Annotated in this window: 25 protein-coding genes, 17 tRNA genes, 1 rRNA gene and 4 riboswitches; of the genes, 11 read left to right on the top strand and 32 right to left on the bottom strand. The window is 37.9% G+C overall.

Annotated features, from left to right (window positions below):
* Positions 1-11 precede the first annotated feature (11 nt).
* Positions 12-164, bottom strand: a riboswitch (SAM riboswitch).
* 199 nt (positions 165-363) lie between these two features.
* Positions 364-468: riboswitch (SAM riboswitch) on the top strand.
* Between the two features lie 169 nt (positions 469-637).
* Genes mtnW through F7731_RS25495 form a run of 4 tightly spaced genes read left to right on the top strand, consistent with a single transcriptional unit; the run spans position 638 to position 3,692 of the window.
* Complete coding sequence (gene mtnW, locus F7731_RS25510; RefSeq protein ID WP_151537572.1) at positions 638-1,861, top strand: 2,3-diketo-5-methylthiopentyl-1-phosphate enolase; 1,224 nt, start codon at positions 638-640, stop codon at positions 1,859-1,861.
* On the top strand, positions 1,858-2,523 hold the full coding sequence (locus F7731_RS25505) for a 2-hydroxy-3-keto-5-methylthiopentenyl-1-phosphate phosphatase (RefSeq protein ID WP_151537571.1): 666 nt from the start codon (positions 1,858-1,860) through the stop codon (positions 2,521-2,523). Before mtnW ends, F7731_RS25505 begins: the two co-directional genes overlap by 4 nt.
* Entirely contained in the window at positions 2,520-3,143 is a 624-nt protein-coding gene (locus tag F7731_RS25500) for a methylthioribulose 1-phosphate dehydratase (RefSeq protein ID WP_151537570.1), read from the top strand. The genes F7731_RS25505 and F7731_RS25500 overlap by 4 nt, the downstream gene beginning before the upstream one ends.
* Before the next feature lie 15 nt (positions 3,144-3,158).
* Entirely contained in the window at positions 3,159-3,692 is a 534-nt protein-coding gene (locus F7731_RS25495) for a cupin domain-containing protein (RefSeq protein WP_151537569.1), read from the top strand.
* A 145-nt stretch (positions 3,693-3,837) separates the two neighbouring features.
* Here F7731_RS25495 and F7731_RS25490 read toward each other — a convergent pair whose 3' ends face one another.
* The 3 genes from F7731_RS25490 to F7731_RS25480 form a co-directional block, all read right to left on the bottom strand.
* Complete coding sequence (locus F7731_RS25490) at positions 3,838-4,260, bottom strand: VanZ family protein (RefSeq protein ID WP_151537568.1); 423 nt, start codon at positions 4,258-4,260, stop codon at positions 3,838-3,840.
* Positions 4,261-4,538: 278 nt separating this feature from the next.
* Positions 4,539-5,180 carry a DUF4352 domain-containing protein gene (locus F7731_RS25485; RefSeq protein WP_151537567.1) on the bottom strand — a complete coding sequence of 214 codons (642 nt, stop codon included), beginning with the start codon at positions 5,178-5,180 and terminating at the stop codon, positions 4,539-4,541.
* A 90-nt stretch (positions 5,181-5,270) separates the two neighbouring features.
* Positions 5,271-6,650 (bottom strand): alkaline phosphatase, encoded by a 1,380-nt coding sequence (locus F7731_RS25480; RefSeq protein WP_151537566.1) that lies wholly within the window; start codon positions 6,648-6,650, stop codon positions 5,271-5,273.
* A 244-nt stretch (positions 6,651-6,894) separates the two neighbouring features.
* Here F7731_RS25480 and F7731_RS25470 point away from each other — a divergent pair, with 244 nt between their 5' ends.
* Both F7731_RS25470 and F7731_RS25465 read left to right on the top strand, forming a co-directional pair.
* The gene (locus F7731_RS25470; RefSeq protein WP_151537565.1) at positions 6,895-7,833 is read left to right on the top strand and encodes a cation diffusion facilitator family transporter; all 939 of its coding nucleotides are present in this window, start codon (positions 6,895-6,897) and stop codon (positions 7,831-7,833) included.
* Positions 7,834-8,092: 259 nt separating this feature from the next.
* Positions 8,093-9,490, top strand: coding sequence for a PepSY-associated TM helix domain-containing protein (locus F7731_RS25465; RefSeq protein WP_151537564.1), 1,398 nt, complete (start codon positions 8,093-8,095; stop codon positions 9,488-9,490).
* A gap of 457 nt (positions 9,491-9,947) precedes the next feature.
* Here F7731_RS25465 and F7731_RS26680 read toward each other — a convergent pair whose 3' ends face one another.
* Together F7731_RS26680 and F7731_RS25460 are read right to left on the bottom strand one after the other, a co-directional pair.
* Positions 9,948-10,097, bottom strand: a complete 150-nt coding sequence (locus F7731_RS26680; protein ID WP_170289804.1) for a hypothetical protein — start codon at positions 10,095-10,097, stop codon at positions 9,948-9,950.
* A 35-nt stretch (positions 10,098-10,132) separates the two neighbouring features.
* Positions 10,133-10,858, bottom strand: a complete 726-nt coding sequence (locus F7731_RS25460; RefSeq protein WP_151537563.1) for an aminoglycoside phosphotransferase family protein — start codon at positions 10,856-10,858, stop codon at positions 10,133-10,135.
* 260 nt (positions 10,859-11,118) lie between these two features.
* Between F7731_RS25460 and F7731_RS25455 the strand changes: the two genes are divergently transcribed.
* Together F7731_RS25455 and F7731_RS25450 are read left to right on the top strand one after the other, a co-directional pair.
* Complete coding sequence (locus F7731_RS25455; RefSeq protein ID WP_170289803.1) at positions 11,119-11,685, top strand: copper resistance CopC family protein; 567 nt, start codon at positions 11,119-11,121, stop codon at positions 11,683-11,685.
* A gap of 3 nt (positions 11,686-11,688) precedes the next feature.
* Positions 11,689-12,780, top strand: coding sequence for a copper resistance D family protein (locus F7731_RS25450; RefSeq protein ID WP_151537561.1), 1,092 nt, complete (start codon positions 11,689-11,691; stop codon positions 12,778-12,780).
* Between the two features lie 83 nt (positions 12,781-12,863).
* On the opposite strand, the gene F7731_RS25445 is transcribed toward F7731_RS25450, so the two are convergent.
* The 7 genes from F7731_RS25445 to F7731_RS25415 all read right to left on the bottom strand — a co-directional run bounded on the left by F7731_RS25445 (position 12,864) and on the right by F7731_RS25415 (position 18,068).
* A complete protein-coding gene (locus F7731_RS25445; RefSeq protein WP_151537560.1) occupies positions 12,864-13,349 on the bottom strand; it encodes a GNAT family N-acetyltransferase in 486 nt (161 codons plus the stop codon).
* A gap of 44 nt (positions 13,350-13,393) precedes the next feature.
* Entirely contained in the window at positions 13,394-13,846 is a 453-nt protein-coding gene (locus tag F7731_RS25440) for a DUF4275 family protein (RefSeq protein WP_151537559.1), read from the bottom strand.
* A gap of 272 nt (positions 13,847-14,118) precedes the next feature.
* Positions 14,119-14,427: an antibiotic biosynthesis monooxygenase family protein gene (locus F7731_RS25435; protein ID WP_151537558.1), complete on the bottom strand. Its 309-nt coding sequence runs from the start codon at positions 14,425-14,427 to the stop codon at positions 14,119-14,121.
* On the bottom strand, positions 14,427-15,398 hold the full coding sequence (locus F7731_RS25430; protein WP_151537557.1) for a siderophore ABC transporter substrate-binding protein: 972 nt from the start codon (positions 15,396-15,398) through the stop codon (positions 14,427-14,429). Before F7731_RS25430 ends, F7731_RS25435 begins: the two co-directional genes overlap by 1 nt.
* An 18-nt stretch (positions 15,399-15,416) precedes the next feature.
* Positions 15,417-16,178, bottom strand: a complete 762-nt coding sequence (locus F7731_RS25425) for an iron ABC transporter ATP-binding protein (RefSeq protein ID WP_151537556.1) — start codon at positions 16,176-16,178, stop codon at positions 15,417-15,419.
* A complete protein-coding gene (locus F7731_RS25420) occupies positions 16,175-17,125 on the bottom strand; it encodes an iron chelate uptake ABC transporter family permease subunit (RefSeq protein ID WP_151537555.1) in 951 nt (316 codons plus the stop codon). The genes F7731_RS25425 and F7731_RS25420 overlap by 4 nt, the downstream gene beginning before the upstream one ends.
* Entirely contained in the window at positions 17,118-18,068 is a 951-nt protein-coding gene (locus F7731_RS25415) for an ABC transporter permease (RefSeq protein WP_151537554.1), read from the bottom strand. Before F7731_RS25415 ends, F7731_RS25420 begins: the two co-directional genes overlap by 8 nt.
* A 299-nt stretch (positions 18,069-18,367) precedes the next feature.
* Positions 18,368-18,477, top strand: a riboswitch (SAM riboswitch).
* 70 nt (positions 18,478-18,547) lie between these two features.
* Positions 18,548-18,738: riboswitch (cobalamin riboswitch) on the top strand.
* 152 nt (positions 18,739-18,890) lie between these two features.
* Here F7731_RS25415 and metE point away from each other — a divergent pair.
* The 3 genes from metE to F7731_RS25400 all read left to right on the top strand — a co-directional run bounded on the left by metE (position 18,891) and on the right by F7731_RS25400 (position 22,442).
* The gene (gene metE, locus F7731_RS25410) at positions 18,891-21,182 is read left to right on the top strand and encodes a 5-methyltetrahydropteroyltriglutamate--homocysteine S-methyltransferase (RefSeq protein ID WP_151537553.1); all 2,292 of its coding nucleotides are present in this window, start codon (positions 18,891-18,893) and stop codon (positions 21,180-21,182) included.
* A 48-nt stretch (positions 21,183-21,230) separates the two neighbouring features.
* A complete protein-coding gene (locus F7731_RS25405) occupies positions 21,231-21,704 on the top strand; it encodes an acyl-CoA thioesterase (protein WP_151537552.1) in 474 nt (157 codons plus the stop codon).
* Positions 21,705-22,031: 327 nt separating this feature from the next.
* Entirely contained in the window at positions 22,032-22,442 is a 411-nt protein-coding gene (locus tag F7731_RS25400) for a hypothetical protein (RefSeq protein WP_151537551.1), read from the top strand.
* 49 nt (positions 22,443-22,491) lie between these two features.
* Here the strand turns inward: F7731_RS25400 and F7731_RS25395 are convergent, their stop codons facing one another.
* From F7731_RS25395 to rrf, 20 genes are all read right to left on the bottom strand, one after another.
* Positions 22,492-22,896: a DUF1761 domain-containing protein gene (locus F7731_RS25395; protein WP_151537550.1), complete on the bottom strand. Its 405-nt coding sequence runs from the start codon at positions 22,894-22,896 to the stop codon at positions 22,492-22,494.
* 15 nt (positions 22,897-22,911) lie between these two features.
* On the bottom strand, positions 22,912-23,856 hold the full coding sequence (locus F7731_RS25390; protein ID WP_246197452.1) for an AraC family transcriptional regulator: 945 nt from the start codon (positions 23,854-23,856) through the stop codon (positions 22,912-22,914).
* A 228-nt stretch (positions 23,857-24,084) separates the two neighbouring features.
* Positions 24,085-24,159, bottom strand: a tRNA-Asn gene (locus tag F7731_RS25385).
* Between the two features lie 19 nt (positions 24,160-24,178).
* A tRNA-Ile gene (locus F7731_RS25380) sits at positions 24,179-24,255 on the bottom strand.
* Between the two features lie 11 nt (positions 24,256-24,266).
* A tRNA-Gly gene (locus F7731_RS25375) sits at positions 24,267-24,340 on the bottom strand.
* A gap of 17 nt (positions 24,341-24,357) precedes the next feature.
* A tRNA-Cys gene (locus F7731_RS25370) sits at positions 24,358-24,431 on the bottom strand.
* Between the two features lie 118 nt (positions 24,432-24,549).
* Positions 24,550-24,624, bottom strand: a tRNA-Gln gene (locus tag F7731_RS25365).
* A gap of 64 nt (positions 24,625-24,688) precedes the next feature.
* A tRNA-His gene (locus F7731_RS25360) sits at positions 24,689-24,764 on the bottom strand.
* A 9-nt stretch (positions 24,765-24,773) separates the two neighbouring features.
* A tRNA-Trp gene (locus F7731_RS25355) sits at positions 24,774-24,847 on the bottom strand.
* Positions 24,848-24,854: 7 nt separating this feature from the next.
* Positions 24,855-24,939: transfer RNA gene (locus F7731_RS25350), tRNA-Tyr, on the bottom strand.
* A 32-nt stretch (positions 24,940-24,971) separates the two neighbouring features.
* Positions 24,972-25,047, bottom strand: a tRNA-Phe gene (locus F7731_RS25345).
* A 10-nt stretch (positions 25,048-25,057) separates the two neighbouring features.
* A tRNA-Asp gene (locus tag F7731_RS25340) sits at positions 25,058-25,134 on the bottom strand.
* A gap of 3 nt (positions 25,135-25,137) precedes the next feature.
* Positions 25,138-25,211: transfer RNA gene (locus F7731_RS25335), tRNA-Met, on the bottom strand.
* Between the two features lie 22 nt (positions 25,212-25,233).
* A tRNA-Ser gene (locus tag F7731_RS25330) sits at positions 25,234-25,326 on the bottom strand.
* A gap of 17 nt (positions 25,327-25,343) precedes the next feature.
* Positions 25,344-25,420 (bottom strand) — tRNA-Met (locus F7731_RS25325).
* A gap of 25 nt (positions 25,421-25,445) precedes the next feature.
* Positions 25,446-25,521 (bottom strand) — tRNA-Ala (locus F7731_RS25320).
* A 12-nt stretch (positions 25,522-25,533) separates the two neighbouring features.
* A tRNA-Gly gene (locus tag F7731_RS25315) sits at positions 25,534-25,608 on the bottom strand.
* 6 nt (positions 25,609-25,614) lie between these two features.
* Positions 25,615-25,687 (bottom strand) — tRNA-Val (locus F7731_RS25310).
* Positions 25,688-25,690: 3 nt separating this feature from the next.
* Positions 25,691-25,765: transfer RNA gene (locus F7731_RS25305), tRNA-Glu, on the bottom strand.
* A 27-nt stretch (positions 25,766-25,792) separates the two neighbouring features.
* Positions 25,793-25,909 (bottom strand): 5S ribosomal RNA (rrf, locus tag F7731_RS25300).
* Positions 25,910-25,912: the final 3 nt, after the last annotated feature.

Below are 25,912 nucleotides of genomic sequence, written 5' to 3'. Positions count from 1 at the left end.
CAAATCTCTGCCTCTCATCTCTCGGAAAGTTTCCAATCCGTTGGAATTAGCACCGTGCCTTACGGGAAAAATCCCGGCGCATATAGCGCCCCGTTTCACAACGGTATTACAGTCGGTTGCTGGGCTTCATCGGGCCAAATCCCTCTGCCTGCTCATGATAAGAGTATTAAAAATATTCACTTTGGTTTGCTTGAGTTGAATGTTAGCACCCGTTTTTGAAAGTGTCAACCACCTTTTTCTAAATTTATTTTATTGTCTTGCTATCATCCACTAAAAAAATAGTAATCTATTGACAGAATAATTTAGCAATGCAATAATAAAAAATAGTTACTTTCGAAATTGTAAATCAATTAAATATATTTTTTCTTATTAAGAGCAGGTGGAGGGACGAGCCCTATGAAGCCCGGCAACCGATCAAATTATTGACACGGTGCTAATTCTTGCAGCTTTCAAGCTGAGAGATAAGAAGACGTTAATCGACCAACCTCTTCTTATTTGAAGAGGTTTTTTATTTTTAGAGGTTGTTCAAAAAGTCCGGGAAAAATAGCTGTCGAATTTCGGCGTCAGCTTGCTTCTCCGCTATTTTTGTCCTCCTTTTTGAACACACACTTTTAGATAATTTTTGGAGGATGAAGACATGAGTGAAATCATCGCTACCTATCAGTTATTCGGAAAGCCAGGAACATTTGAAAAAAAAGCAGAGGGTATTGCTCTCGGGTTAACCATTGGCTCTTGGACAGATTTACCGCTTCTTGAACAAGAGCAGTTGAAAAAGCATAAAGGACGTGTCATCTCAGTCGAGGAATTATTCGACTCGCGCCATCCATTTAGGCAAAATGACGTTTTAGCTAAAGTAAAGATTGCTTATCCTAGCGCTAATTTTTCCGCTGATATTCCAGCGATTTTAACAACTGTTTTCGGCAAGCTGTCCTTAGATGGTGAAGTGAAATTACTAGACTTAGAGTTTGATTCGGAATTATTAAGCCATTTCCCTGGACCACGTTTTGGGATCGAAGGAATTCGAAATAAATTAAACGTTCATGACCGCCCACTCACAATGAGCATTTTTAAAGGAGTCATCGGCAGAGATATAGATTATTTGACTGCTCAGCTAAGAGAGCAAGCACTTGGCGGAGTCGATCTTGTGAAGGATGATGAAATCCTATTTGAAAATCCGCTTACGCCATTTGAACAAAGAATCGTAAGGGGCAAAGAAGTATTGCAGCAGGTGTATGAAGAAACAGGGCATCGTACCCTGTATGCCGTCAACCTCACGGGCCGAACTTCGGAATTAAAAGATAAAGCCAAAAAAGCCCGTGAGCTCGGTGCTGATGCTTTATTGTTTAATGTACACACATATGGGCTTGATGTCCTGCAGGAGCTTGCGGAAGATCAAGATGTTCAGCTACCGCTCATGGCGCATCCAGCTTTTAGCGGCGCTTTCACCTCCTCTGCTTTTTATGGTGTAGCCAGTCCGCTCGCGCTTGGAAAATTAACACGTTATGCTGGCGCTGACTTTTCTCTATTCCCTTCCCCGTATGGCAGTGTAGCGCTTGAAAAAGATGCTGCATTAGCCATTGGTGAAAAACTGACCGAGGAAGCCTCAGTAAAAAGGGCGTTTCCAGTCCCATCTGCCGGCATTCATCCTGGGCTCGTCCCTCTTCTAATAGAGGATTATGGAACCGATTGTGTGATCAATGCAGGCGGCGGCGTTCACGGTCACCCGAATGGGGCAGCAGGCGGAGGGAAAGCATTTAGGCAAGCGGTTGATGCAGTCCTGTCGGGAAAGAAGTTAGCGGAGGCTACTGAAGAACATCCGGAATTAAAAATAGCCCTCGATTTATGGGGAGGTTCGAAATGAAAAATCCAGTTATTTTTTGCGACTTTGACGGTACCATCACGAATAAAGATAACATCATAAACATCATGAAAAAATTCGCCCCGCCAGAATGGAACGCAATTAAAGATGATATTTTAGGGCAAAAGGTGTCTATTCAAGAAGGCGTCGGCAAGCTATTCTCCCTTCTTCCTTCGTCCAAAAAGGATGAAATCATTTCTTTCGTGCTAAAGGATGCCGTGATACGGGAAGGGTTCGCCGAATTTGTCCAGTTTACTAGAGAAGCAAACATTCCGCTATATATCGTGAGCGGCGGAATCGACTTTTTCGTCCATCCTGTCTTAGAACCTTTCGGACCGTTTGAAAAAATCTATTGCAATGAAGCAGATTTTTCCGGTGAAAATATCCGCATTATTTTCCCATATGAATGTGATCATGACTGTTCGAACAAAGGCTGTGGCTGCTGTAAGCCGTCCATCATTCGCCAGCTCGCATCTGAGGAAAATACAAGCATCGTTATTGGCGATTCTATAACTGATCTTGAAGCGGCAAAACTGGCGGATGTTGTCATTGCAAGGGATTTCCTGATCGAAAAATGCAAGGAATTGAATATCCCTTATGAGCCTTTTGAACGTTTTCAAGATTGTATTCAAGTGATTGAATCTCGATTGGATGTGAAAGTATGAGTGCACTCGTATCCAAATGGAATGAGCTAGCGGACATTAAGGATGAACTGGCAGCAAGAGACTGGTTTATGGGAACGAGCGGTAATCTGGCCATTAAGGTTAGCTGTGAGCCACTGCGGTTTCTGGTAACAGCAAGCGGGAAGGATAAAAGAAAAAGAACTTCGGAAGACTTCCTCCTTGTCGATCGGGATGGCAAAGCGGTTGAAGAAACACAGCTGAGGCCATCTGCAGAAACCTTGCTGCACTGCGCTGTTTTTCAAAAAACCGCAGCAGGCTGCTGCCTTCATGTTCATACGGTAGCCAATAATGTCATCTCCGAGCTTTACGGTGTAGATGGGAAAGTAACCTTTCAGTATCAAGAATTAATTAAAGCATTTGATCTTTGGGAAGAGGATGCCGAGCTTACGATCCCAATTATACATAACCATGCACATATTCCCGCTTTAGCAGAAGAATTCGGGGAACATATTCAAGCCGATAAAGGAGCCGTCCTTATACGAAACCACGGTATTACTGTCTGGGGAAAAGATGGCTTTGAAGCGAAGAAACTATTAGAAGCTTGTGAGTTTTTATTTCAATATCAATTAGCATTAATCAACGCGAAAGCAAATTTTAAATAAGAAAGGGAGATTCTAATGGCAACAATCACGATCCAAGGGACAAATGAAGTAATTGAAGAACAAAGCAAGGTTGCAGCATTTTTAGAGCAACAGGAAGTTATTTATGAGCAATGGGATATTAATAAACTGCCGGAAAACCTTCGTGAAAAATACAATTTAAGCGCTGAAGAAAAAGCAGAGATTTTAAGTACTTTTAAAGTGGAAATCGGCGATATTTCTGCACGCCGCGGCTATAAAACTGCTGACGTTATTTCTTTATCAGATACAACACCTAATCTTGACGAGCTTTTGAAAAACTTCCAAAGAGAACACCATCATACAGATGACGAGGTTCGCTTTATCGCAAGCGGCCACGGAGTATTCGTCATCCAAGGGAAAGACGAGCGATTTTTTGAGGTGCATTTAAACCCCGGCGATTTGATCTCCGTTCCAGAGTATATTCGCCATTACTTCACACTTGCTGATGACAGAAAAGTAGTCGCAGTCCGTATTTTCGTAACAGAAGAAGGCTGGGTGCCGGTTTATGAGAAGGAAAGTGTTGAAGGTTAATAGAAAATAAATTTATAAAAGCTTATAGACTCGTTCCGAAAAGGACTTTATCTATAAGCTTTTTTTGTCAGAAGCCGCCTTCAAGGTAAAACCATTTAAGGCAGTTTTTAAGTCTATCAAAACAGATATCTTTGCATAAGCGTATTCATTTGTTAAGTACTTTATTTGGCTTTCTCCGTCTAGAGACTGCCATTTTTACTATCACCAAAGCAATCAGCGCACCAACGGAATCAATCCCCACATCCACAATCGAACCTGTCCGATCAGGGAGAAAAGCCTGGTGAATTTCATCGGATGCTGCATATAGCGTTGTGTACAGCCATGCTTGCAAAAATCGGCGTTTTTCGAAGCTATTATAAAACAATATAGCAAGTAGCCCAAAGGCCGACAGATGCACAAGCTTCCTAAATACGAGATTGGCTATTCTTGCCTGTTCTTCCGAAAGATGGAGAAGCTCCGCTAGGATCATTAGCGTATTTCCGCCAGTCGAAACAGGAGAAGCGGTAGTGATAAAAATAGCCATACAATATACAATAGCTGCTGTGAGCCAAACATATTTTTTTTTCATTCATTTGTTCCTTATTAAGTATTTTCTATTATTAGTATATACTAAAACATGTCGACAACTTTAAAAAGATTTTTTTATAGAGAAGTGAAATAAATAAAGATTCCCAACTATTGGTTAAGCAAAATATTCTCCCTAGCCTCTACCTCCCTAATTTCAAAACCTTATTGCAACTTGCATTTTATTGATCTAGGTTAAAAAATGCTTAAAACAAAAAGCCACTTTCTTCAAGTGACTTTTGGCAATTTTTACAATATCTAATTAAAGTCAAACCGTTTCCATTAAAAATCGAGTTTAATATTTTTTGCTTTTTCAATGCTTTCATCTTTTTTATTTACGACATCGCTTGTTAACAGCTCAACCCATGTTATTTCATCTGTGTCTTCTAGAATAAAACCTAGATTGCCTTTTTTAACCTCATTCGGCTCCATCTTTCCTAGTAATTCTTCAAGATAAATATCATCTTCCCAAGTTTTGTGTTCTCCACTGTTCATTTTAAGATAAGCAATTGGATTGAATTTTATTTCGTCGGTTGATGTATTTTTGACCTCCACTCCAACCTTTACAAAATCAAATTCTTCATCATGTGTATAATCGTGGAAAAAGTCGATCATGCCAAAATCCGGGACAAAATGCATCACTTTTATATCTTTTATGGTCAGATTGGCGGGTCCGACTTGAATGTCCATATTCACTTTCTTGTATTCTTTTAAGGTGAGCTCGCCTTTTGAATCAGATATTGTTTCTCCTACGTTTACAAAATTAAGGTCATCCGTTATATGTGGGCTCGGTACATATACATCCTTGTTTACTTCTAGAGCAGATTTTTCTGTTATTTTTTCTACATCTTGAGATACTGTAGTGTTGCTTGCTGAACAACCAGCAAGCGCTATTAATAGAAAGAGAGAGAATAATTTTTTCAATGAAATCCTCCTATTTTTAGGCTTTAAAAAAGTACCCGCTACTTTTTGAAAGCAACGGGACCTTATAAACATATTCATCCTATACGACTATTAATTATTTTTACCTTTACTTAAAATATCAAAAATGATTTTTGCATGGTCTGTGTTATCTACTTGACCTGCAAAGCGCTCTTTAGATGGTCCGAATGCATATACTGGCACGTCTTCACCAGTATGTCCGCCAGTTGTCCAGCCTGTATAAGAACGGTTATTAAATACTGTTTTGATTGCGTTAGTGATATCACTTGCTTTTTTGCCAGCATTTTTAACAGATTGGATTTCAGCATCAGTCAATGGTAAAAGATTTTGATCAATATAGTTCTTTAAGGTTTGCTCAACATCTGCACCTTTGGCAATTTCATCCGCCATAAAGGCAGGCGTACGTTTGGCAGCTTTGATTGGCTCACTGAACCAATTATAAATCCCATTAGCACCAATAGAGAATCCGCCTGTTGAATGGTCAGCAGTAGCAACAACTAGCGTGTGCTTGTCCTTTTTCGCAAACTCAATTGCTGCTTTAAATGCTTTTTCGAAGTCTTCCATTTCGCTCATTGCACCAACAATATCATTATCATGGCCAGCCCAGTCAATTTGGCTTCCTTCTACCATTAAGAAGAAACCATCTTTATTCTTGTTTAAACGGTCGATTGCTGATGTTGTCATTTCTTCAAGCGATGGAATTTCTTCTGTGCGGTCAATCATTTTTGGAAGCCCGCCAGTAGCAAATAGACCTAGAACTTGGTCGTTTTTATCATTTAATAGTTGGTCTTTGTTTGTTACATAACTGAATCCATCCTTTTTGAAGGCTTCAGCAAGATTTACATCCGGACGTTCAAAATTCGATTTTCCACCGCCAAGAAGAACGTCAATTTTATGTTTCCCATTAATTAACTCGTTATAATAATCATCAGCAATCGCATTCATATTTTTACGATTTTCATTATGAGCACCAAATGCAGCAGGAGTTGCGTGCGTAATTTCAGATGTAGCAACTAGTCCTGTAGCTTTGCCCTTTTCTTTTGCTGCTTCTAATACTGTTTTTACTTTCGTCTTGTCGTTATCAACAGCAATCGCTGCATTATATGTTTTTACACCTGCTGACATGGCAGTAGCTGCTGAAGCTGAATCTGTAATGTTTTGTTCTGGATCTTCTGGATATGTCATTTGCTGACCAACAAGATATTTGTCGAACTCCGTTTGTTCAACAATAGGTGTAGAATGATCATCTTTGAAGTAACGATAAGCAGAAGTATAAGAAACACCCATTCCGTCACCAATTAGGAAAATTACATTTTTAATATCAGCATTGCTGTTTTTCTCTTCTTTTGCAAGTGCACTTGGATTACCTACTGTTCCAAACAAACTTCCCATCGCTACAGTTGAAAGAACTGCAACCGGAAGGACCTTTTTTAATAGTTTCTTTTTTAACATTGAAAGACCTCCAAATCATATTTTCTACTAACAATGCTTACTTTATAAGAAAATTGTAAATCTAATATTAAAAGAAGGTAAATTACTATAAACATTAAGTAAACAATATTACTGACTGATATCTCTTTGACACCTTTATAGACGTGAAGGGAACACATATTATTACACATATGATGATGAACACGTCATTACGATATTAAATCAAGTGTTATCTCATGTTGAATGTGAGTAGGGAGGCAGAATTATGGGACATAATCATCATGGACACGATCATCACGGTCACTCACACAGCCATAATCATTTTGAAGAAACAAGAGAAGGGAATAAAAAAGGGTTAATTACTGCTTTACTAATTACCACTGGAATAATGTTTTTAGAATTCTTTGGGGGATTAATGACGAATAGTTTAGCATTATTATCCGATTCAGGACATATGCTCAGCGACACTAGTTCCTTAATTTTAAGTTTAGTTGCCATTTGGTTCGCTTCAAGACCACCATCCCCTAATAAAAGCTATGGCTATTATCGCTTTGAAATATTAGCAGCATTATTTAATGGTGTTACCTTGTTTGTAATAGCAGGATTTATCGTTTGGGAAGCATACCGCCGCTTTTTCGAACCGCCATCTGTTGCAAGTGGAACAATGATATTCATTGCTTCAATTGGGTTGCTTGCTAATTTAATTAGTGCTTGGTCATTAATGCGGAAAGGCGACGTGAAGAATAATGTTAACTTGCGGAGCGCCTATTTACACGTGCTTGGGGATGCATTAGGATCTGTTGGGGCAATTATAGCCGGTGTATTAATGCTCATATTCGATTGGTATATAGCAGACCCAATCATTTCGGTATTAGTCTCTTTATTAATTTTAAAAAGCGCTTGGGGAATCATAAAACATTCCGTTCATATTTTAATGGAAGGCACACCTCTTACGATTAATCAGGATGAAGTAAAAGCGGTTCTAGGCGAAATTGATGGAGTCATTGATGTACACGACCTCCATATATGGACCATCACCTCTGGATTAGATTCTCTAAGCTGCCATGTTTTAATTGAAGACAATAGAAATAGTCAAGAGATTCTACAAGAAGCAATAAATATCATTAGAGATAAATTCAAAATCATACACACAACGATTCAAATTGAAAATTCACAAATTGCTCATAATGAATTAAAAGTATAAACGTGCCTTTAAGGTGCGTTTTCTCTTGTTTATAACTAATTTGGCATCAACACTTAAACCACCCATTACTATTCCTCGGTCTTCTCGTACAAAATTATCCATTACATATGGGATCAATAATTTGAATCACATAAATGTAAATGAATAATACACTATTTTTTTTACAAAAAAACTTCATACTTTCTACATATTTTGCAAATATAATCATTGTGTCAATATTGTAAATCAAAAAATTCTGCAATAACGAGGAGACCACAACATGGAAGCAGTCAAAGTAGAAAATGTAATTCCTAATCAACAAAAAAGGTCTGAAAAACGCGTGAAGGCTTCACTTTATCAAACCGTGTGGAGATGGCACTTTTATGCTGGACTCATATTTTCACCTTTTCTAATCATTCTAGCATTTAGCGGAGCCGTCTATTTATTCAAACCACAAATTGAATCAATGCTTTATAAGGATTTATATTATGTTCAAGAAGCTGGTTCATCTACCCTATCACCTTCAGCACAAGTAGAAAAAATAAAAGAGAACTATCCAGAAGGGACAATTACCTCATATAAAACTTATGATGATCCTTCAAGAACAACTGAAATTGGTTTGATAGATAACGGACAAATGTCCTCCGTATTCATAAATCCTTATTCAGGTGAAATTACTGGTTCTTTAAAAAATGAAGAAAAATTTATAGAAATTTCCAAAAAGCTCCACAGTGAATTAATTGTTGGAGGTACGGTTGCTAATCGGATAGTTGAGTTGGCTGCCTGTTGGGGTGCTATTTTACTATTGACTGGTCTTTATATTTGGTGGCCGCGAAATAAAGCTTCCATTTGGGGAACGATTTTACCTCGTTTTAATGCAAAGGGGAAAACTTTTTGGCGTGATATGCATGCTGTACCTGCCTTTTGGCTATCATTATTTATATTTATTTTAATTGCAACAGGCCTTCCATGGTCAGGTGTTTTAGGAGAACAGATCAATCGGCTTGCCACTGCAACGAATACAGGCACTCCACCTTTTGCATACAGCTGGGCTGAAAAACCAGAATCTGTTACATTAACAAAAGATATCGCTCAAGACATTCCGTGGGCAAATAAGAATTTGCCAGTACCTGATTCTACAGCAGCTACCTATTTACCCTTATCTTTAGAGGACATCGTTTATATCGCCGAAAAAGAAAACATTAAAAAACCATATACGATTTCAATGCCCGATGGGGAAAAGGGAGTTTATACGATTTCTCATGACCAAACACCTGCCGATTTAGCCACTTTGCATATCGATCAATACAGTGGAGCTATTCTGAGTAATGTTCGCTTTAAAGACTTTGGAATAACCGCAAAATTAATTGAAGCTGGAATTGCTCTTCATGAAGGACGTTTATTTGGTATAGCCAATCAAATTTTAGGTCTTATCGTTTGCCTAGGACTAATCGGAATCGTCATTAGCTCATTCATTATGTGGCGTAAACGAAAACCAGAAGGAAAGTTAGGTGCACCAGCTAAATCAAAAGATAAAAAGATTACAAGAACCGTATTCTTTATCATGTTGATAATGGGAATGATTATGCCATTAGTAGGCATTTCTATAATTATGATGTTCTTACTTGATCGTTTTGTGTTCCCGAGAATAAAACCATTAAAAGCATGGCTTAATTAAAAACCGGAGGAATCATTAGCCTAATGAATAAAATATTATCAAGTATAGTTATGATTTCTATTTTGCTTGTGATCTCAGCTTGTACTGCCAATACAAGTCAATCAAACAATAAAACACCGGAAATAATAGATGCTAAGATCATATTGCCTGAAGAGATTCCTATAAGTCTCATTCTGCTTGTACAGAAGATGCTTTAAAGGCTGAAAATGATTCCCTTATCAACAGTCTATTAAAAGAAATAGGAATCATTGATAAAAAATGGGACAATTGGTAGTCAAGTGAAGAACCAAATCTATATTTAGTGATTTCACATAAGTACATGAGTGCATTTCCTAATGCAATTTCGTTTTATGAACTCAAATATATTTTTAAAGCATAAGTCTGCCAATGTGCAAACTTATGCTTTAAGTCACAGTTGGCTTTGTAAGAATAATTACTCTTAGGTATTTAGAGTTTGTCAGCCAATCTCCCATTTCCTTCTTAAATCCTTAAACACATGAATCGCTTGATAGAACCCCTCATCATATGTTCCACTTTCCTGAAAAGACCAGCATGTAGCAAGAACAGCATGGGCAAAACCATATAATAGAATTCGATTTTTATCCAAGCCCAATACCTCAACAAAGATATCAATCCGTTTTTCTATTTACTGATCTGATCATCTGGCAGTTTGTTTAGTAAAAATTGAATTACATCGTATTCCCTATCTCCAATTAACCCTTTTGGATCAATAGCCAGCCAAGAACTACTGCTAGACATTAGAATATTGTAATGGTGTAAATCGCCATGGAGCAGAAAAGACTGATCTGCATTTTTAAACAACCGCTGAAAGATCTCAGTCGCTTCTTGCAGCATTTCTTTCGTGATTGGTCCCAGCCCTTCAGGATGTTCCGCAAAAATTTTGCCCAAACTTATTCCTCTTTCTTTTGAATGAGGAATATAAACAGATTTGGGTGCTGGTCTCCATAGCTTTTTCATGATATTTGAAGCAATTAAGGCCGCTTCCTCGTAATTTTCAAGAGAGGCAAGCGTAGTTCCAGGTTTTAATCGTTCAAGAATGAGGATTCCCATTTCCTTGTCCACATCTATTACCTTAACCATTCCATTGCCATTAAATAGAGCAAGAGCCTCCGCTTCAGAAAGAAATTCATCATTTGGAACCGCAAGCTTTACCACTGCTTCCAACCCATCGTTTCGAATGGCAGGCGCCACAAAATTATAGGACAAATCGAACGGGGGCATAATTTTTAATTGCCACCTCTCCTCACACCAATGAATAAGCTCTTGAAAATTATTTAACCAATTTTCCCCTTTTTCCTTATGTACTTCTTTAATCGTTTTGACGAAATTACTTGGTAAACGAATCATTATAGAACTCCTACGAAAATAATATTTGTGTACGTAGATATTGCATAGAACTTTCGCTCTCAATCCAAGAATAAAAATTCTGCCTCTCCGCCATAATGTAGATACTGCTAACACTTTAATTGTAGTTGGGTATTATTATATTTCTTTTATTTTATAAAAGTTACTTCATACAAAATTCACATTTTTTTTATAAACTAATTGATGAAAATGAATAGTAATATTTATTTTATATTATAGTGGGAAGTTTAGGAGGAGTTATTTTGAAACGAATTTTTACCGCAGCCGCAGTAGCTGTTTTACTAGCATTGTCTATCTCTACCAGTGCATTTGCTCACTCTCATTTAGAAGGATCGAATCCAGCAGATGGTGACATTGTAACGGAGCCATTAAAAGAAATTGTTCTTGAATTTGATGGTAAAATTGAACAAGGTAGCTATATAGATGTAAAAACGACAGAGGGGAAAGAGATTCAATTACAAGAAATTACTATTGGTGAGGGCACATTAACAGGTACTGTTGCTGAACCACTTCCAAATGACGAATATCAAGTAAATTGGAGTATTATTAGTGCAGACGGTCATCCAATAGAAGGTGAATTCTCATTTACTGTAAATGCGCCAGTTCCTGAATCTGTGGAAGAAGGAACAGAGAAACCGTCAGAAACAACAGAATCACCAAAGCAATCAGCGGAAGATCAAGAAAAAGTAGCTTCAGTGGATGAAGTACAGAAAGAATCATCTTCATCTTCTATGACAGTTATTCTTATTGTTCTTTTAGTTATCATTGTAGCAGGTGGTTTCTTCTTACTTACTAAAAGAAAGAAATAAAAAATGGAAATATTAGTTATTATTAGTCAGGCACTTTTATATTTATGCTTTTCAGTCTTAGTAGGAAGTTTTATTCTTCTACTAGTCCCAAGCAAATTTCGTCCTGATATAAACATTCCAAAGCGCTTATTACTTATTAGCGCCATTATGCTACCTGTTTTCGCATTTATTCCTGTACTTGATATTACGTTATATATTGCTCCACGTTTAGGTTTTTTTGAATCGTTAAAAATTGTTTTAACAACCTATACAATTGGGACTGCATGGGATTTTACCCTCCTCGGTTCCAGTGTGTTAATACTATTAATTGCCTTGGCGAAATCTACTGAAAAGAGCATTTTCGCTATTTTAGGAGCATTACTAACATTTGGATTAATATTAACAGTTGCTTGGTCAAGCCATGCAAGTGTTATTGAACCAATTTTAGGACTTATCAGCGACTTTCTTCATTTAGCAGCTGTAAGTATTTGGGTTGGGATTTTACTCGTTATTGGCTGGTGTTCGCTCAATCATAAAAATTGGCTTGAATTTTTAAGCTGGTTTTCAAGTGTCGCTATTGGCTGTTTAGTTGCTACAGTTATTAGTGGTGCATTATTGATGGATGTAATGGTCGCTGGGTATATTGATTCGTGGATGGTTTCATATGGACAAGGGTTATTAATGAAACATTTATTCCTACTTCCACTTGTTTTTTATGCATTAGTGAATGGTTTTTTTGTAAAATATAAACTATCAAAAGATGTTACATTCAATCCGATCCCTTGGATTCGTGTAGAAGGCATTATTTTATTTACAATTTTTACAATTACCGCTGTTTTTTCGCAACAATCACCACCTCATGGGAATTATTTAACGAGTGATGCAATATCACCTTTATTCCATCTATTTCACAATGGCATAATCGATTCTGGTAGTACAATTGGCTTTTTTGTGAACTTAAATACAGTATGGTTCTTTTTTCTTTCCATCTTATTTATGGGGTTAATTGTATTATCGGTTTTCAAAAAAGCATCGATTTTTATATCTTTTCTTTTTAGTTGCTTATTTGTAACGAGTATATATCTCATGATAATGGTGACTGTGGTAATTCGCTAAAAAGAGTGTGACTCAAAAATTATTAAGTTGAGTCGCACTCTTTTTATATTAAAAAATTTTGGATACTTTTAAAGTAGTCTTTATTAATGGCGGTGAACTTTTGGAACTGTAATTGGATTTACCATCGTCATAAATACAGTAGCTCCATTACTAAATTCCATTTTCTTCTCAAAACCCATTTTTTCATAAAGGCGAATAGCTCTCTCGTTAAACTTCGCCACTGTTAAGCGAAGTGGAACTAATTTATATACATTTTGAACATGCTTTAGAATAAATGAAAAAAACGCAAATCCCAAACCTTGCCCAGTTAATTCAGGCTTCATGCCAAGTCCGATATCAATACATTTCTCAGTATAGGCACCGTATTGGATTCCGGAAGGCACTTGGGCAGAATGACCAACACAAAAAAATCCGATTAATTGATCATTTTCGTCGATAACAACAGAATAAGAGTTTTCAAGTAATTCCTTAATAGATTCATTATTATAAAAATCATAAGGGACTTTGTATTTCCAGTTTAGTATTTGTACTGCACGATCCTCGCTCATTTTTCGAATAAATAGCCGCATACGATCCCTCTCTTAACTTATAATACAAATCGCACATAAATACATTAGCTGGTAGTATTCCTACCTTCTTTCCATGAAAAATAAGGTCCACACAAACCCTTTTCATGAGTATTCACATAAGTCCAGGCAAATTCCTTATCCACCACATAGACATCCCCTTCATCTTCAAAGTCTTCTGCATTAATCCTAGATAAGTTTTCAACGATTAGAGCATCATTTGAATGCTGATAAAAAACATAACATGCCTTCTTCTGAACCTGATTAAATGCTTCATTTGCCTGCTCCTCTATCATGCACACCTTTGTTTCATAGCTAAAAACATGCCATAAAAAGCCACAGCTAAACCTATTATCGTGTAAATGAATATTATTTTTCCCTTCCTCACTAAGATGACTAGCAAAATGTTCTTCCCATTGATTCCGTAAGTACGTCCCCCATTTCGGGATGTTCGTTACCTTGACTCTTTTCTTTTGCAGCGTATCTATCAGTTTATTCATCTACATTTCTCCTTGGGAACATATTTACCCTAACTTTATGTTATTTTTTGGAATGAGGAAAGGGTGAATTCAAACTTAGTCCGAAAGAGTGGCATATTTACTTGAAAGTAGCGGATATATTCAAAGGCTGGCGGATATCTACTTGAAAGTGGCGGATATATTAAAAAACTGGCGGATATCTGCTCGAAAGTAGCGGATATATTAAAATAAAAACTATATTTGTCTATAAAAAATGAGGCAAGCCTGTTTATTTGGCCTGCCTCATTTTTTTATTACTTACTAACTACCATACTATACACATTCTGGCTCGACTCTATAACATAATCCGGTTTTGGCTTTCCAGCCTTCGCTCTATGTCCCGAAATATGCTCAGGACTCTTCTCCCAGTTCTTCCAATCCTCTTCTGATTCCCATCTTACAAGGACTAATACTTCCTCATCCCCACGGCGAACTTTTTTTACTAAAACTTGAAGATCAACAAAGCCTGGCTGCTTCTCAATGAGACCCTCACCTTTAAAGCGTTCCACAATTGTATCAGAAAAACCTTCCTTAACAATCATTCGCTTAATTTGATAAAACATTACTGCACCCCTGCTTTCGCATCTTCAACCATCAGCTTCATTGACTGCAGTCCGCCACCAGATAAGTACCATGGGCCGCCATTAAAGTAAAAGATTTTACCATCTTTAAATGCATTTGTTTTTTGTACAAGCTCGTTTTCAACAGCATCCTTCACGCTTGCATTGCTGTCAAATGCAGCATCCCGGTCGATAACGAACATAATGTCTGGGTTTGTTTCAGCAATGAATTCAAATGAAATGCTTTGCCCGTGTATTGATTCTTCAATATTTTCATCAGCAGGTTTATAGCCAAATACGTCATGGATAATACCGAAACGTGATCCTGATCCATAAGCACTTACTTTTCCTTCATTCCCCATGATCACTAATGTTTTTGCATCAGAGCTTGCTGTTTTTTCTTTGATTTCATTAATTGCCTTATTCACTTCTTCTAATTCTGTTTTCATTTGTTCTTCTTTACCAAAGACTTGTGCAATCACATCCATATTATGTGTGAAGGATTCCATATAATTTGTGTAATCGATTCCTACATAAATTGTTGGTGCAATTTTTTTGAATTCGTCATACATATCAGCTTGACGTCCAGAGATAAAAATAACATCTGGCTTTAGTGCATGGATTGCCTCAAAATCCGGCTCCTTTAAGCTTCCTACGTTTGTGTATTCAGATCCAGCATATTTATTTAAATAAGGTGGGATGTTTGCTTGTGGCAAACCAGCGACTGGAATACCTAATTCATCTAATGTATCCAAAATACCAAAATCAAAAACAACTACTTTTTCAGGCGTTTTATCTAAAACTACTTCTTGCTCATCAAGGTCATGCTTAATTTTAATTTCTGTTGTTTCTTCAACTTGCTGATCGTTTCCAGTACTTGTATCTTCTTCTTCCTTAGCTACTTCCTTTGATCCGCACGCTGCAAAAACAAGAAGAAGTGTAAATAGTAATGTAATGAATGACCACTTTTTCATGATGATTAATCTCCTTTTCTATGAATTAAAATATACGCAAATTCGGCAATTATTAATATTTTTGATGGGAATATCCATATCATAAATTTCCTTTAATGAATCCGACTGAATGATTTCATTTGTCGGTCCATTTTTTACGACTCTACCATTCTTTAATGCAACAATGCGATCTGAATAAACAGAAGCGAAATTAATATCGTGCAGCACGATGACCACTGTTTTTCCAAGTTCATCTACAAGACGGCGCAAAATTTTCATGATTTGTACGGAGTGCTTCATATCTAAATTATTCAGCGGTTCGTCCAGCAAAATATAGTCTGTATCCTGAGCAATGACCATCGCAATAAAGGCACGTTGGCGCTGCCCTCCCGATAATTCATCAAGAAAACTATGCTGCATATCTGTTAAACCCATATATTCAATCGCTTGATCCACCATTTTCTCATCTGCTTCATTTAAATGTCCTTTTGTATAAGGGAACCTTCCAAATGACACGAGTTCGCGGATGGTTAAGCGTACATTCATATAGTTGGATTGTTTTAGAATGGATACACGCTTCGAAAAATCATTGGATTTCATTTTCTTCGCTTGCTTGTTCTCAATAAGCACTTCACCTGTATCCGCTTCGATTAACCGGCTCACCATCGATAACAGCGTAGATTTTCCAGCTCCGTTTGGTCCAATAAAGGACGTAATTTGGCCTGGATGAATTTCCACTGTCACATTTTCAACGACTGATTTTTTCCCATAAAATTTGGACAGAGCACGAACTTGAATCACTTTGATCGACTCTCCTTTAGCAATAAATAAATGAAGTACACGCCACCGAAAAAGTTAATGATGACACTTAACGTCGTCGAGAAGGTAAAAACCCTCTCGACAACCCACTGACCCCCGACAAGTGCAATTATGCTCATCACCATTGCTCCGCTAATAAGCGTGGTGTGCCGGTAGGTTTTGAAAAACTGGTACGATAAATTGGCTACGATTAAACCAAAAAACGTGATCGGTCCGACTAGTGCAGTTGCAACTGATATTAAGATGGCTACCAGAACAAGCATCCGCTTCACTATAAGATCGTACGGAACTCCTAAATTAATAGCATGGTCTCTGCCAAGCGAGAGAACATCTAAATAGTTCATAGATCGCCAGCCTATTGCAATAGCAATTACGATAATAGCTAATGCAATCCATACTAAATCAGCATTTACATTATTAAAGCTAGCAAACATCCGATCTTGTACTCTCATAAACTCATTTGGATCAATCAACACCTGAAGGAAGGTAGAAATACTTAAAAAAAATGTTCCTACAATAATCCCAACAAGCAAGAGGAAGTAAATCGGCCGCTTTCCATTTTTAAATAACAGCTGATACAGTAATAAGGCAAAAACAATCATTGCCACTACAGCTAAAAAGAAATTATATTGCCGATTGACGACCAGCACATGCCCCGAGCCTAAAAAGAAAATAATGACTGTTTGAATAAGTAAATACAGAGAATCTAACCCCATAATACTTGGTGTTAATATTCGGTTATGCGAAATCGTTTGAAAAACGACCGTTGCATAGGCAATGGATACACCTGTTAAAATCATGGCAATGACTTTAATTCCTCTTCGCGGCAAGGCATAATCAAAGCTGCCATTCAAACCGTGAAACAAATAAATGCTGCTAAACAAAATAGCTATGACAACAAGGATGATCATCTTGATTGAATTACGCATAGGCCTTCCTCCTAAAAAGTAAATAGAGGAAGATTCCGCTGCCAAAGACTCCGACCATCAGGCTAATCGAAATTTCATAAGGGAAAATAATCACTCGTCCCAATATGTCACAGGCAAGCAAAAATGATGCCCCAAGTAATGCTGTATGAGGCAATGTCTTTTGCAGATGATCACCTTTAAAAATTGATATGATATTCGGGATAATTAAGCCGAGAAATGGAATCATTCCGACAGTTAGAACGACCGTAACAGTAATAAGTGCGACAAGTATGAGCCCAAAATTAACAATCCGTTTATAAGATAAACCTAAGTTTTTGGAAAAGTCCTCCCCCATACCTGCAACTGTAAAGCGATTCGCAAATAAATAGGCCACTACTAACAATGGAATCGTTATGTATAAAAGCTCATATCGCCCCTTCATAATCATGGAAAAATCACCTTGAAGCCATGCCGACATGTTTTGGATGATATCTGCCCGATAGGCAAAAAACGTTGTTACCGAAGACAGGATGTTTCCAAACATTAAACCAACAAGCGGAATAAAAATCGCGTCCTTGAATTTAATTCGGTCGAGCAATTGCATAAACAAAAGCGTGCCGGCAAGCGCAAATACAAAAGCCACCGCCATTTTTTCAAGTAGAGACGCATTTGTAAACAACAGCATCGATACTAAAATCCCGAGCCGTGTTGCATCGAGCGTACCCGCTGTTGTCGGTGAAACGAATTTATTCCGGCTGAGCTGCTGCATAATTAAACCTGCTATACTCATCCCCGCTCCTGCAAACAGGATGGAAATTAGTCTTGGCAGGCGGCTAATGAGAAAGATTTGGGTTTCATCTGATTGCAGATTCAGCAAGTCTCTCGGTGTAATATGGCTCACTCCTACAAATAAAGAAAGAAATGAGAGTAATATGACTATGACTATAAGGTATCTTTTTTTCATAACTATCCCCAATAAATTTACATTTGCGCATATTTTGATGATAGTGAAAATCATTATCACTAGCGCTAACAGTCTTAATTATAGCAAGCAGGAAATGATTGTCAATAATTAATTGAAAATAATTATCATTATCATGATTATTTCACTTAGTTTGCTGACTATTCATGTGATCAATTTACTTGTTCCCCTATCCTTTTTCACTCACACACTTTTGTAGTGTTTTTCCAAAATTATTTGACAACTTATCTTTAACATGCTAAGATGGCTATTAAATTCAAAACATTTAAAAATATTAATAACTCTTATTCAGAGAGGTGGAGGGACTGGCCCTGTGAAGCCCGGCAACCATTCAATTATTTAATTGAAAAGGTGCTAATTCCTGCAAAGCATATGCTTTGGCAAATAAGAGAGGACTCCTTCAGAAGGAGCGTAAGCCTCTCTTACTTTTTGAGAGGCTTTTCTTATTCTTTTTAAAAAATTAATAAACGAATGCTTCAGGTGCTGTTTGATTTTTTTATTCAGCTTAAAAGGGAACACCGGTGAAATTCCGGGACGGTCCCGCCACTGTAATGGGGAGCTGCTTATCAGGAACCACTATTTCATCTGAAATGGGAAGGGATAAGGAGCGATGAACCTAAGTCAGGAGACCTGCCTGTTGTATATGCTTGTACTCTACGGGGATATAGAGGGGAGTGAAGAATACGTGCTTGAGAAAACCTTTTGTCTCAACTCTAGTTAGCTATGCGTATGAATCTCTCTTTTCTACTTAAAAAGAGAGATTTTTTGTTGAGAAAAAATTAAAAATTAGGAGTGTAGAAAACGATGAGTAATGTAAAAAGTTCGAATTTAGGTTATCCACGTATTGGAGAAAATCGTGAATGGAAAAAAGCCCTCGAGCAGTATTGGGCAGAGCAAATAGAGAAAGACGAGTTTTTAAAGCAAATGGAAGAAATCCGTCTTCAGCACCTGCAAAAACAGATTGATCAAGGAATTGATTTAATCCCAGTTGGAGATTTTAGCTTATATGACCAAGTCCTTGATACAGCTGTCATGTTTGGATTAGTTCCAAAGCGTTTTGAATATAGCGGAGGAAAAGTATCGCTCGAAACATATTTTCATATCGCACGTGGAACGAAAGGTGCTGTGGCATCTGAAATGACGAAATGGTTTAACACAAACTATCACTATATTGTTCCAGAGCTGGATGAAGCTGAGCCTGTACTTATCGAAAATCGCCCTCTTCAATTTTATAAAGAAGCTAAGCAGAAGCTGAATATCAAAGGTAAGCCTGTCATTTTGGGGCCTATTACATTTGTTTCTTTAGCAAAAGGATATAATGAAAGTCAATTTAAGGAACTGGTTAATCAATTCGTACCGCTTTATGCTGAAATTTTACGAGAACTTCAAAATGAAGGCGTAGAATGGGTACAAATAGATGAGCCGATCCTTTCTACTTCTATTTCAAAAGAAACAATGTCCTTATTTTACAATGTTTATGAAGCGTTGAATGAAGCAGCGCCGCATGTAAAAGTCATATTACAAACGTATTTTGAAGCCATTGAATTTTATGAAGAGACTATCTCCCTCCCTGTTCATGGCATCGGGTTTGATTTTGTACATGACCAAGGGAAGAACCTTGAAGCTTTAAAAAAGCACGGTTACCCAAAGGATAAGGTCCTTGCTGCTGGAATTATTGACGGCCGTAATATTTGGCGTGCCGACCTTGAGAAACAATATTCAGTCCTTGAAGAAATTGAACATTTTGTTTCTAAAGGTCGAATAATCGTCCAACCTTCATCAAGCTTATTGCATGTTCCTGTGACAGTTAAAAGTGAAGAAAAACTCGATAAGATTTTAAGTGATGCATTATCATTTGCGGATGAAAAGCTACAAGAAGTCGTTATCCTCTCAAAAGGGATCCATGATGGAAAAGAAGCGATACAAGACGACATTCTAAAAAGTACAAAATCTATTGCTCTGTTAAATCAATCTTCTTTTCGAAACAATAAAGCAGTTCAAGAAGCTAGCCAACACTTGGATACCTATAAGGCTGAGCGTGAAGCACCCTTTCATGTACGCCAGGGGATTCAAGAGAAGAGCTTTCAATTGCCTCTTCTGCCAACAACAACCATTGGAAGCTTCCCGCAGACACAGGAAGTAAGGAAACAACGTTTAAAATGGCGTAAAGGTGAGCTCACAAATACAGAGTACAAGCATTTTATTCAAGCTGAAATTAAAAAGTGGATTGAGATACAGGAAGAGTTGGGCATTGATGTGCTTGTACACGGAGAATTTGAACGTACAGATATGGTTGAATATTTCGGGGAAAAATTAGACGGATTTGTATTCACGAAATTTGGCTGGGTGCAATCATATGGATCACGATGCGTAAAGCCGCCTCTTATTTACGGAGACGTATCATTTAAAGACCCAATGACCGTTGAAGAAACGGTTTATGCCCAATCATTAACAGACAAGCCTGTGAAAGGTATGCTGACAGGTCCCATTACTATTTTAAACTGGTCGTTTGTCCGCGACGATATTTCTCGTTATGGCGTTGCTAACCAAATTGCGCTTGCGCTTCGAAAAGAAATCGAAGAACTTGAGAAAAATGGAATTCGCATGATTCAGGTTGATGAACCGGCCATTCGTGAAGGGCTGCCATTAAAGCGTGAAAAGTGGGAGAATTATCTTAACGCAGCAGTCTATGCATTTAAACTCTCCACATCCGTTGTGAAAAATGAAACGCAAATTCATACACATATGTGTTACTCCGATTTTGAAGAAATAATTGATGCAATTCATGACCTCGATGCAGATGTGATTTCAATCGAAACTTCAAGAAGTCATGGTGAACTTATTCATGCATTTGAAGATAATACGTATGACAAAGGGATTGGCCTTGGTGTATATGATATTCATAGCCCGCGTGTACCAAAGCTTGAAGAGCTTATAACAAATATAGACCGTGCACTTCAAGTCCTTGATCCAAAGTTTTTCTGGATTAATCCTGATTGTGGTTTAAAAACTCGTGGTGAGGAAGAAACGATTGCAGCCCTTAAAGTAATGGTTAGAGCAGCTGAACAATCAAGAGAGAGATTTCTTGTTAAATAGGATAAATGATTAGCTTAACTTAGATTATCCATGTTTGGAGGTTAATTTATGGAACTTGCATTTCCAGTTGAACGCTCAAGAACAATACAAACACGACTAGTCCTCCCGCCTGATATTAATCACTTACAAACAATCTTTGGTGGAAAAGTTCTCGCTTATATTGATGAAATCGCTGCCCTGGCAGCCATGAAACACTGCAACCATATTGTTGTGACTGCTTCCATTGATTCGGTAGATTTTTTATCATCTGCTACTGTTGGTGATGCCCTAAGTTTAGAAGCATTTGTTACATCTACAGGGCGTACTTCAATGGAGATCTATGTAAAGGTTTACTCATCTAATTTATTAACTGGTCAGTCGGCTTTAACTACTGAATCATTTCTTACAATGGTGGCTGTCGATGAAAGCGGAAAACCAATACCAGTACCAAAAGTAATCCCCTATACAGAGGAAGAAAAGCGATTATTTGAAACTGCTTCAGCTCGAAAAGAAAACAGAAAAAGCAGAGCAATGATTCGGTAATGTATTTAAACTGTAATAAAAATTAATTAATTAACGCTATACCTTAAATTCACTTTAGCGATAAATTAAATGCCTGTGGGTATGCTGAAAAAATTGATCTTTCCAAAGGATCTCCTTTTGAACGTATTCCTTACAGGCATTTATTATATTTGATAAACAAAATGGTTTGGCTGATCATTATTATAATTAGATGTCCTTCATCAATTTAGCAAATGCCAAATTCTTTTTTGCTTGTCTTAAAAAACTTCGAGTAATATCAACTGCAAGCTGCAAATAAGAATTGATACTAAGGGCTACATAGATGATGTTAATGGAGGGGTACCTAAATTGGAGTTTATTGTTAAGGAGCAAGATAGCATTAAGGTACAGTGTTTATACTATGGCAATAAACGCGAAAATATGGTGAGTGGGTTCTTACAGCTTCATTACGGGGATATTATAACGATTTCCAACCACGGGAAGTTTGTTTTTGACGTAGGCTGGTTTATATTCATTACGATTAATGAATCAACAAAAGAATTTGTGTTTTTCCGAGATCTTGAAGCAGCCATTCACTCTAAAAAGCTGGAATCATGCATCGATGTTATACTTGATTACTCATTATCCACCTTTTATTTAGATAAATCTTTAGTAAATCGTAACAAAGAATTATTTTTATCCTTGTCTAACAAACTAAGTGAGTCATCTTTTCTTTTTCATAGAATAACTAATAAATTCCCTGCGGAAAATCAAACATAGTTTGCTTTTTTCGCAGGGAATTTATTAGTTTTTATATTGATTGGATCATTTAATTCAATAATCCATGTAGTGCGCCTAGCAATGAAAAAATAATTAAATGATCTCCAATAGCAATTAGGAATGATCTTTTAGACATAAGACCGAACAAAGCGTTTTTTAAATACACAATCGAAATAAGTACACCAATGATTAAGCCAAATATTAAACCATCCGTCCAATGATTAGACCCAAATGAGTGAACAATGATAGACATGAAAAATGAAATAGTAAATGCACTAATAACTGAGTAAATATATTTTACAGGTCCTTTACTCTGATTTACTGCTATATCACTATTTTTGCTTCCTTTTTTATCTGAAAGTAAAACTGAGTAATAGATTGCTCCATATATGATATACAAAAAGCCGCCAGCAATGATCGCTGTATAATTTAACTGATTCCAATCAACTAACATAAAATCTCTCCTACTTTATTTTGGTTCAATTGCCAATGCAATCGCCTTTATTTTGCAATCGAAAGTTAACGAGCCTTTTACTGGCTTTATTTCAACCAATTCAATTGGATTTCCTAAATAACGGTATCCACTTCTAGGCAACCAATAGCTATATAACTCGGAATAACATTCAATTAATTTGCTTCTTTCACTATAATCTACAGGCTCGTCAAACTCATAAACAACATGTTTGCCACCCTCAAAATGATAAGTGACCTCCTCATCCTGATTCCATATCTCGCTTTCACTAATTTCAATGCGGCAATCGTAACGGTTTTTATCAGGCGGAGTGATATAGGGATTATTTTTGGGAACTCCAAATAGTAACGTATTCTGATTGATTAAACCTCTGGAATTGGCCCAATGATATACCTCATCCCAAGCATGAGGAATTCCTTTTGTATAGGGACCAATGCTCTGCCGATTTACAGTTGCGCACATTGGAAAATCAATGGTTTTAACCTTAGTTAAGTCCAACCACTTAAACTCATTATAGCCGCTTGTCCCGAAATTTTCTTTCTGAATATTGCTAAGCAGTTTAGATTTCTTGCTATCATGATATTCTCTTGGAAAGCGATCTAAATAGGCCCCTTCTCTCCATTTCTTAGGACTTGTTTTAAAGTAGCTATTAAATGAGTAAGTGAAGTATGACAATGAAGAAAATCCACACATTAGTGCAATTTGTGTAACCGGAATCTGCTGTTCATAGATCAATAAATGGGCAGCATTCTCTAAGCGAAGCCTTTTCACATAGCCAGCAGGCGTTTCCCCAACAATCTCTTTGAATATTCTCTGAAAGTGATAAACAGAGTACGTTGAGAGTTTCGCAAGCACTTCTAGCGTAAGGGATTCATGTAAATTTACCTCAATATATTCAAGCACCTTGTTTATTTGCTTTTGTTGGTCTTGTCTATAGATCACTAAATAAAACTCCTTATCTAAATCCTTTTTATGAACGTTTGTATATATCTTTAACTATATAGTAAACATTTAAAAGATTGGATAAATATTGTTCAAAACATACAAAAAACCGCTATTCCACAAAGCTAGTGAAAATAGCGGTTTTATTAATTCAAATCAATTGTTATTTAGATATGTATAAATGTATTTTATTTGACAGCTTAGGAGGCTGTAAATCAAATAAAAAAATGGCTCCGCAGGTAGGATTCGAACCTACGACCGTTCGGTTAACAGCCGAATGCTCTACCACTGAGCTACTGCGGAACAATAAGTATATTTATTATGGTGGGCCTAAGTGGACTCGAACCACCGACCTCACGCTTATCAGGCGTGCGCTCTAACCAGCTGAGCTATAGGCCCATAAAAATATATGGAGCGGGTGAAGGGAATCGAACCCTCATCATCAGCTTGGAAGGCTGAGGTTTTACCACTAAACTACACCCGCATATTTATTAGAAATCTTGGAGGCAGCACCCGGATTTGAACCGGGGATAAAGGTTTTGCAGACCTCTGCCTTACCACTTGGCTATGCCGCCTAATTGCGATTAAATTTTAACAGTTGACCAAAAATTGCTTCAAAGCCCTTCGGTCTTTGTCGCAAAATTTAAAAAAACCATTCTGAGAAGCAAAGCTTCGAGGATGTTTTTTAAAATTTGGCTGGGCTAGCTGGATTCGAACCAACGCATGTCGCAGTCAAAGTGCGATGCCTTACCGCTTGGCTATAGCCCATTGATTAAACTTAAGATATTTCTTCAAAAAAAATTAAAAAAGTCATTAAACAAAAAAACAATTATGGGGCGGCTGATGGGAATCGAACCCACGAATGTCGGAACCACAATCCGATGCGTTAACCACTTCGCCACAACCGCCATAATTAATGGCAGGGGTAGTAGGAATCGAACCCACATCAAAGGTTTTGGAGACCTTCGTTTTACCATTAAACTATACCCCTATAGGAATGGTGGTGGGGGACGGATTCGAACCGCCGAACCCAAAGGGAGCGGATTTACAGTCCGCCGCGTTTAGCCACTTCGCTACCCCACCATATAGAAAATAGGGATTGTTCTAATATAAAATGGTGGCTCAGGACGGAATCGAACCGCCGACACAAGGATTTTCAGTCCTTTGCTCTACCGACTGAGCTACTGAGCCAAAACTTAAATGGCGGTCCGGACGGGACTCGAACCCGCGACCTCCTGCGTGACAGGCAGGCATTCTAACCAACTGAACTACCGGACCATATTGCGGGGACAGGATTTGAACCTGCGACCTTCGGGTTATGAGCCCGACGAGCTACCGAACTGCTCCACCCCGCGACAATAATATTTATTAAGCTAATGGAGGAGGAAAGGGGATTCGAACCCCTGCGCGGTTTGACCCGCCTGTCGGTTTTCAAGACCGATCCCTTCAGCCGGACTTGGGTATTCCTCCAGATAAAAAGTATATTTTGGTAGCGGCGGAGGGGGTCGAACCCACGACCTTACGGGTATGAACCGTACGCTCTAGCCAGCTGAGCTACACCGCCAAAATATAAATTTAAATTAAAATAATGGTGGAGCCTAGCGGGATCGAACCGCTGACCTCCTGCGTGCAAGGCAGGCGCTCTCCCAGCTGAGCTAAGGCCCCAAAATAAGTGAGTGGAGCGGAAGACGGGATTCGAACCCGCGACCCCCACCTTGGCAAGGTGGTGTTCTACCACTGAACTACTTCCGCAAATAATGGAGGATGACGGGATCGAACCGCCGACCCTCTGCTTGTAAGGCAGATGCTCTCCCAGCTGAGCTAATCCTCCAAATGGTGACCCATACGGGATTCGAACCCGTGTTACCGCCGTGAAAGGGCGGTGTCTTAACCGCTTGACCAATGGGCCAATACTGCATTTCCCCTAATTGGGTAAGCCTAGCGACGTCCTACTCTCACAAGGGGACAGCCCCTAACTACCATCGGCGCTGAAAAGCTTAACTTCCGTGTTCGGGATGGGAACGGGTGTGACCTTTTCGCTATCGCCACTAGACTA

This window comes from Cytobacillus depressus (assembly GCF_008923245.1).
Classification (GTDB): Bacteria; Bacillota; Bacilli; order Bacillales; family Cytobacillaceae; genus Cytobacillus; species Cytobacillus depressus.
This window is presented reverse-complemented; position numbering and strand designations above follow the sequence as displayed.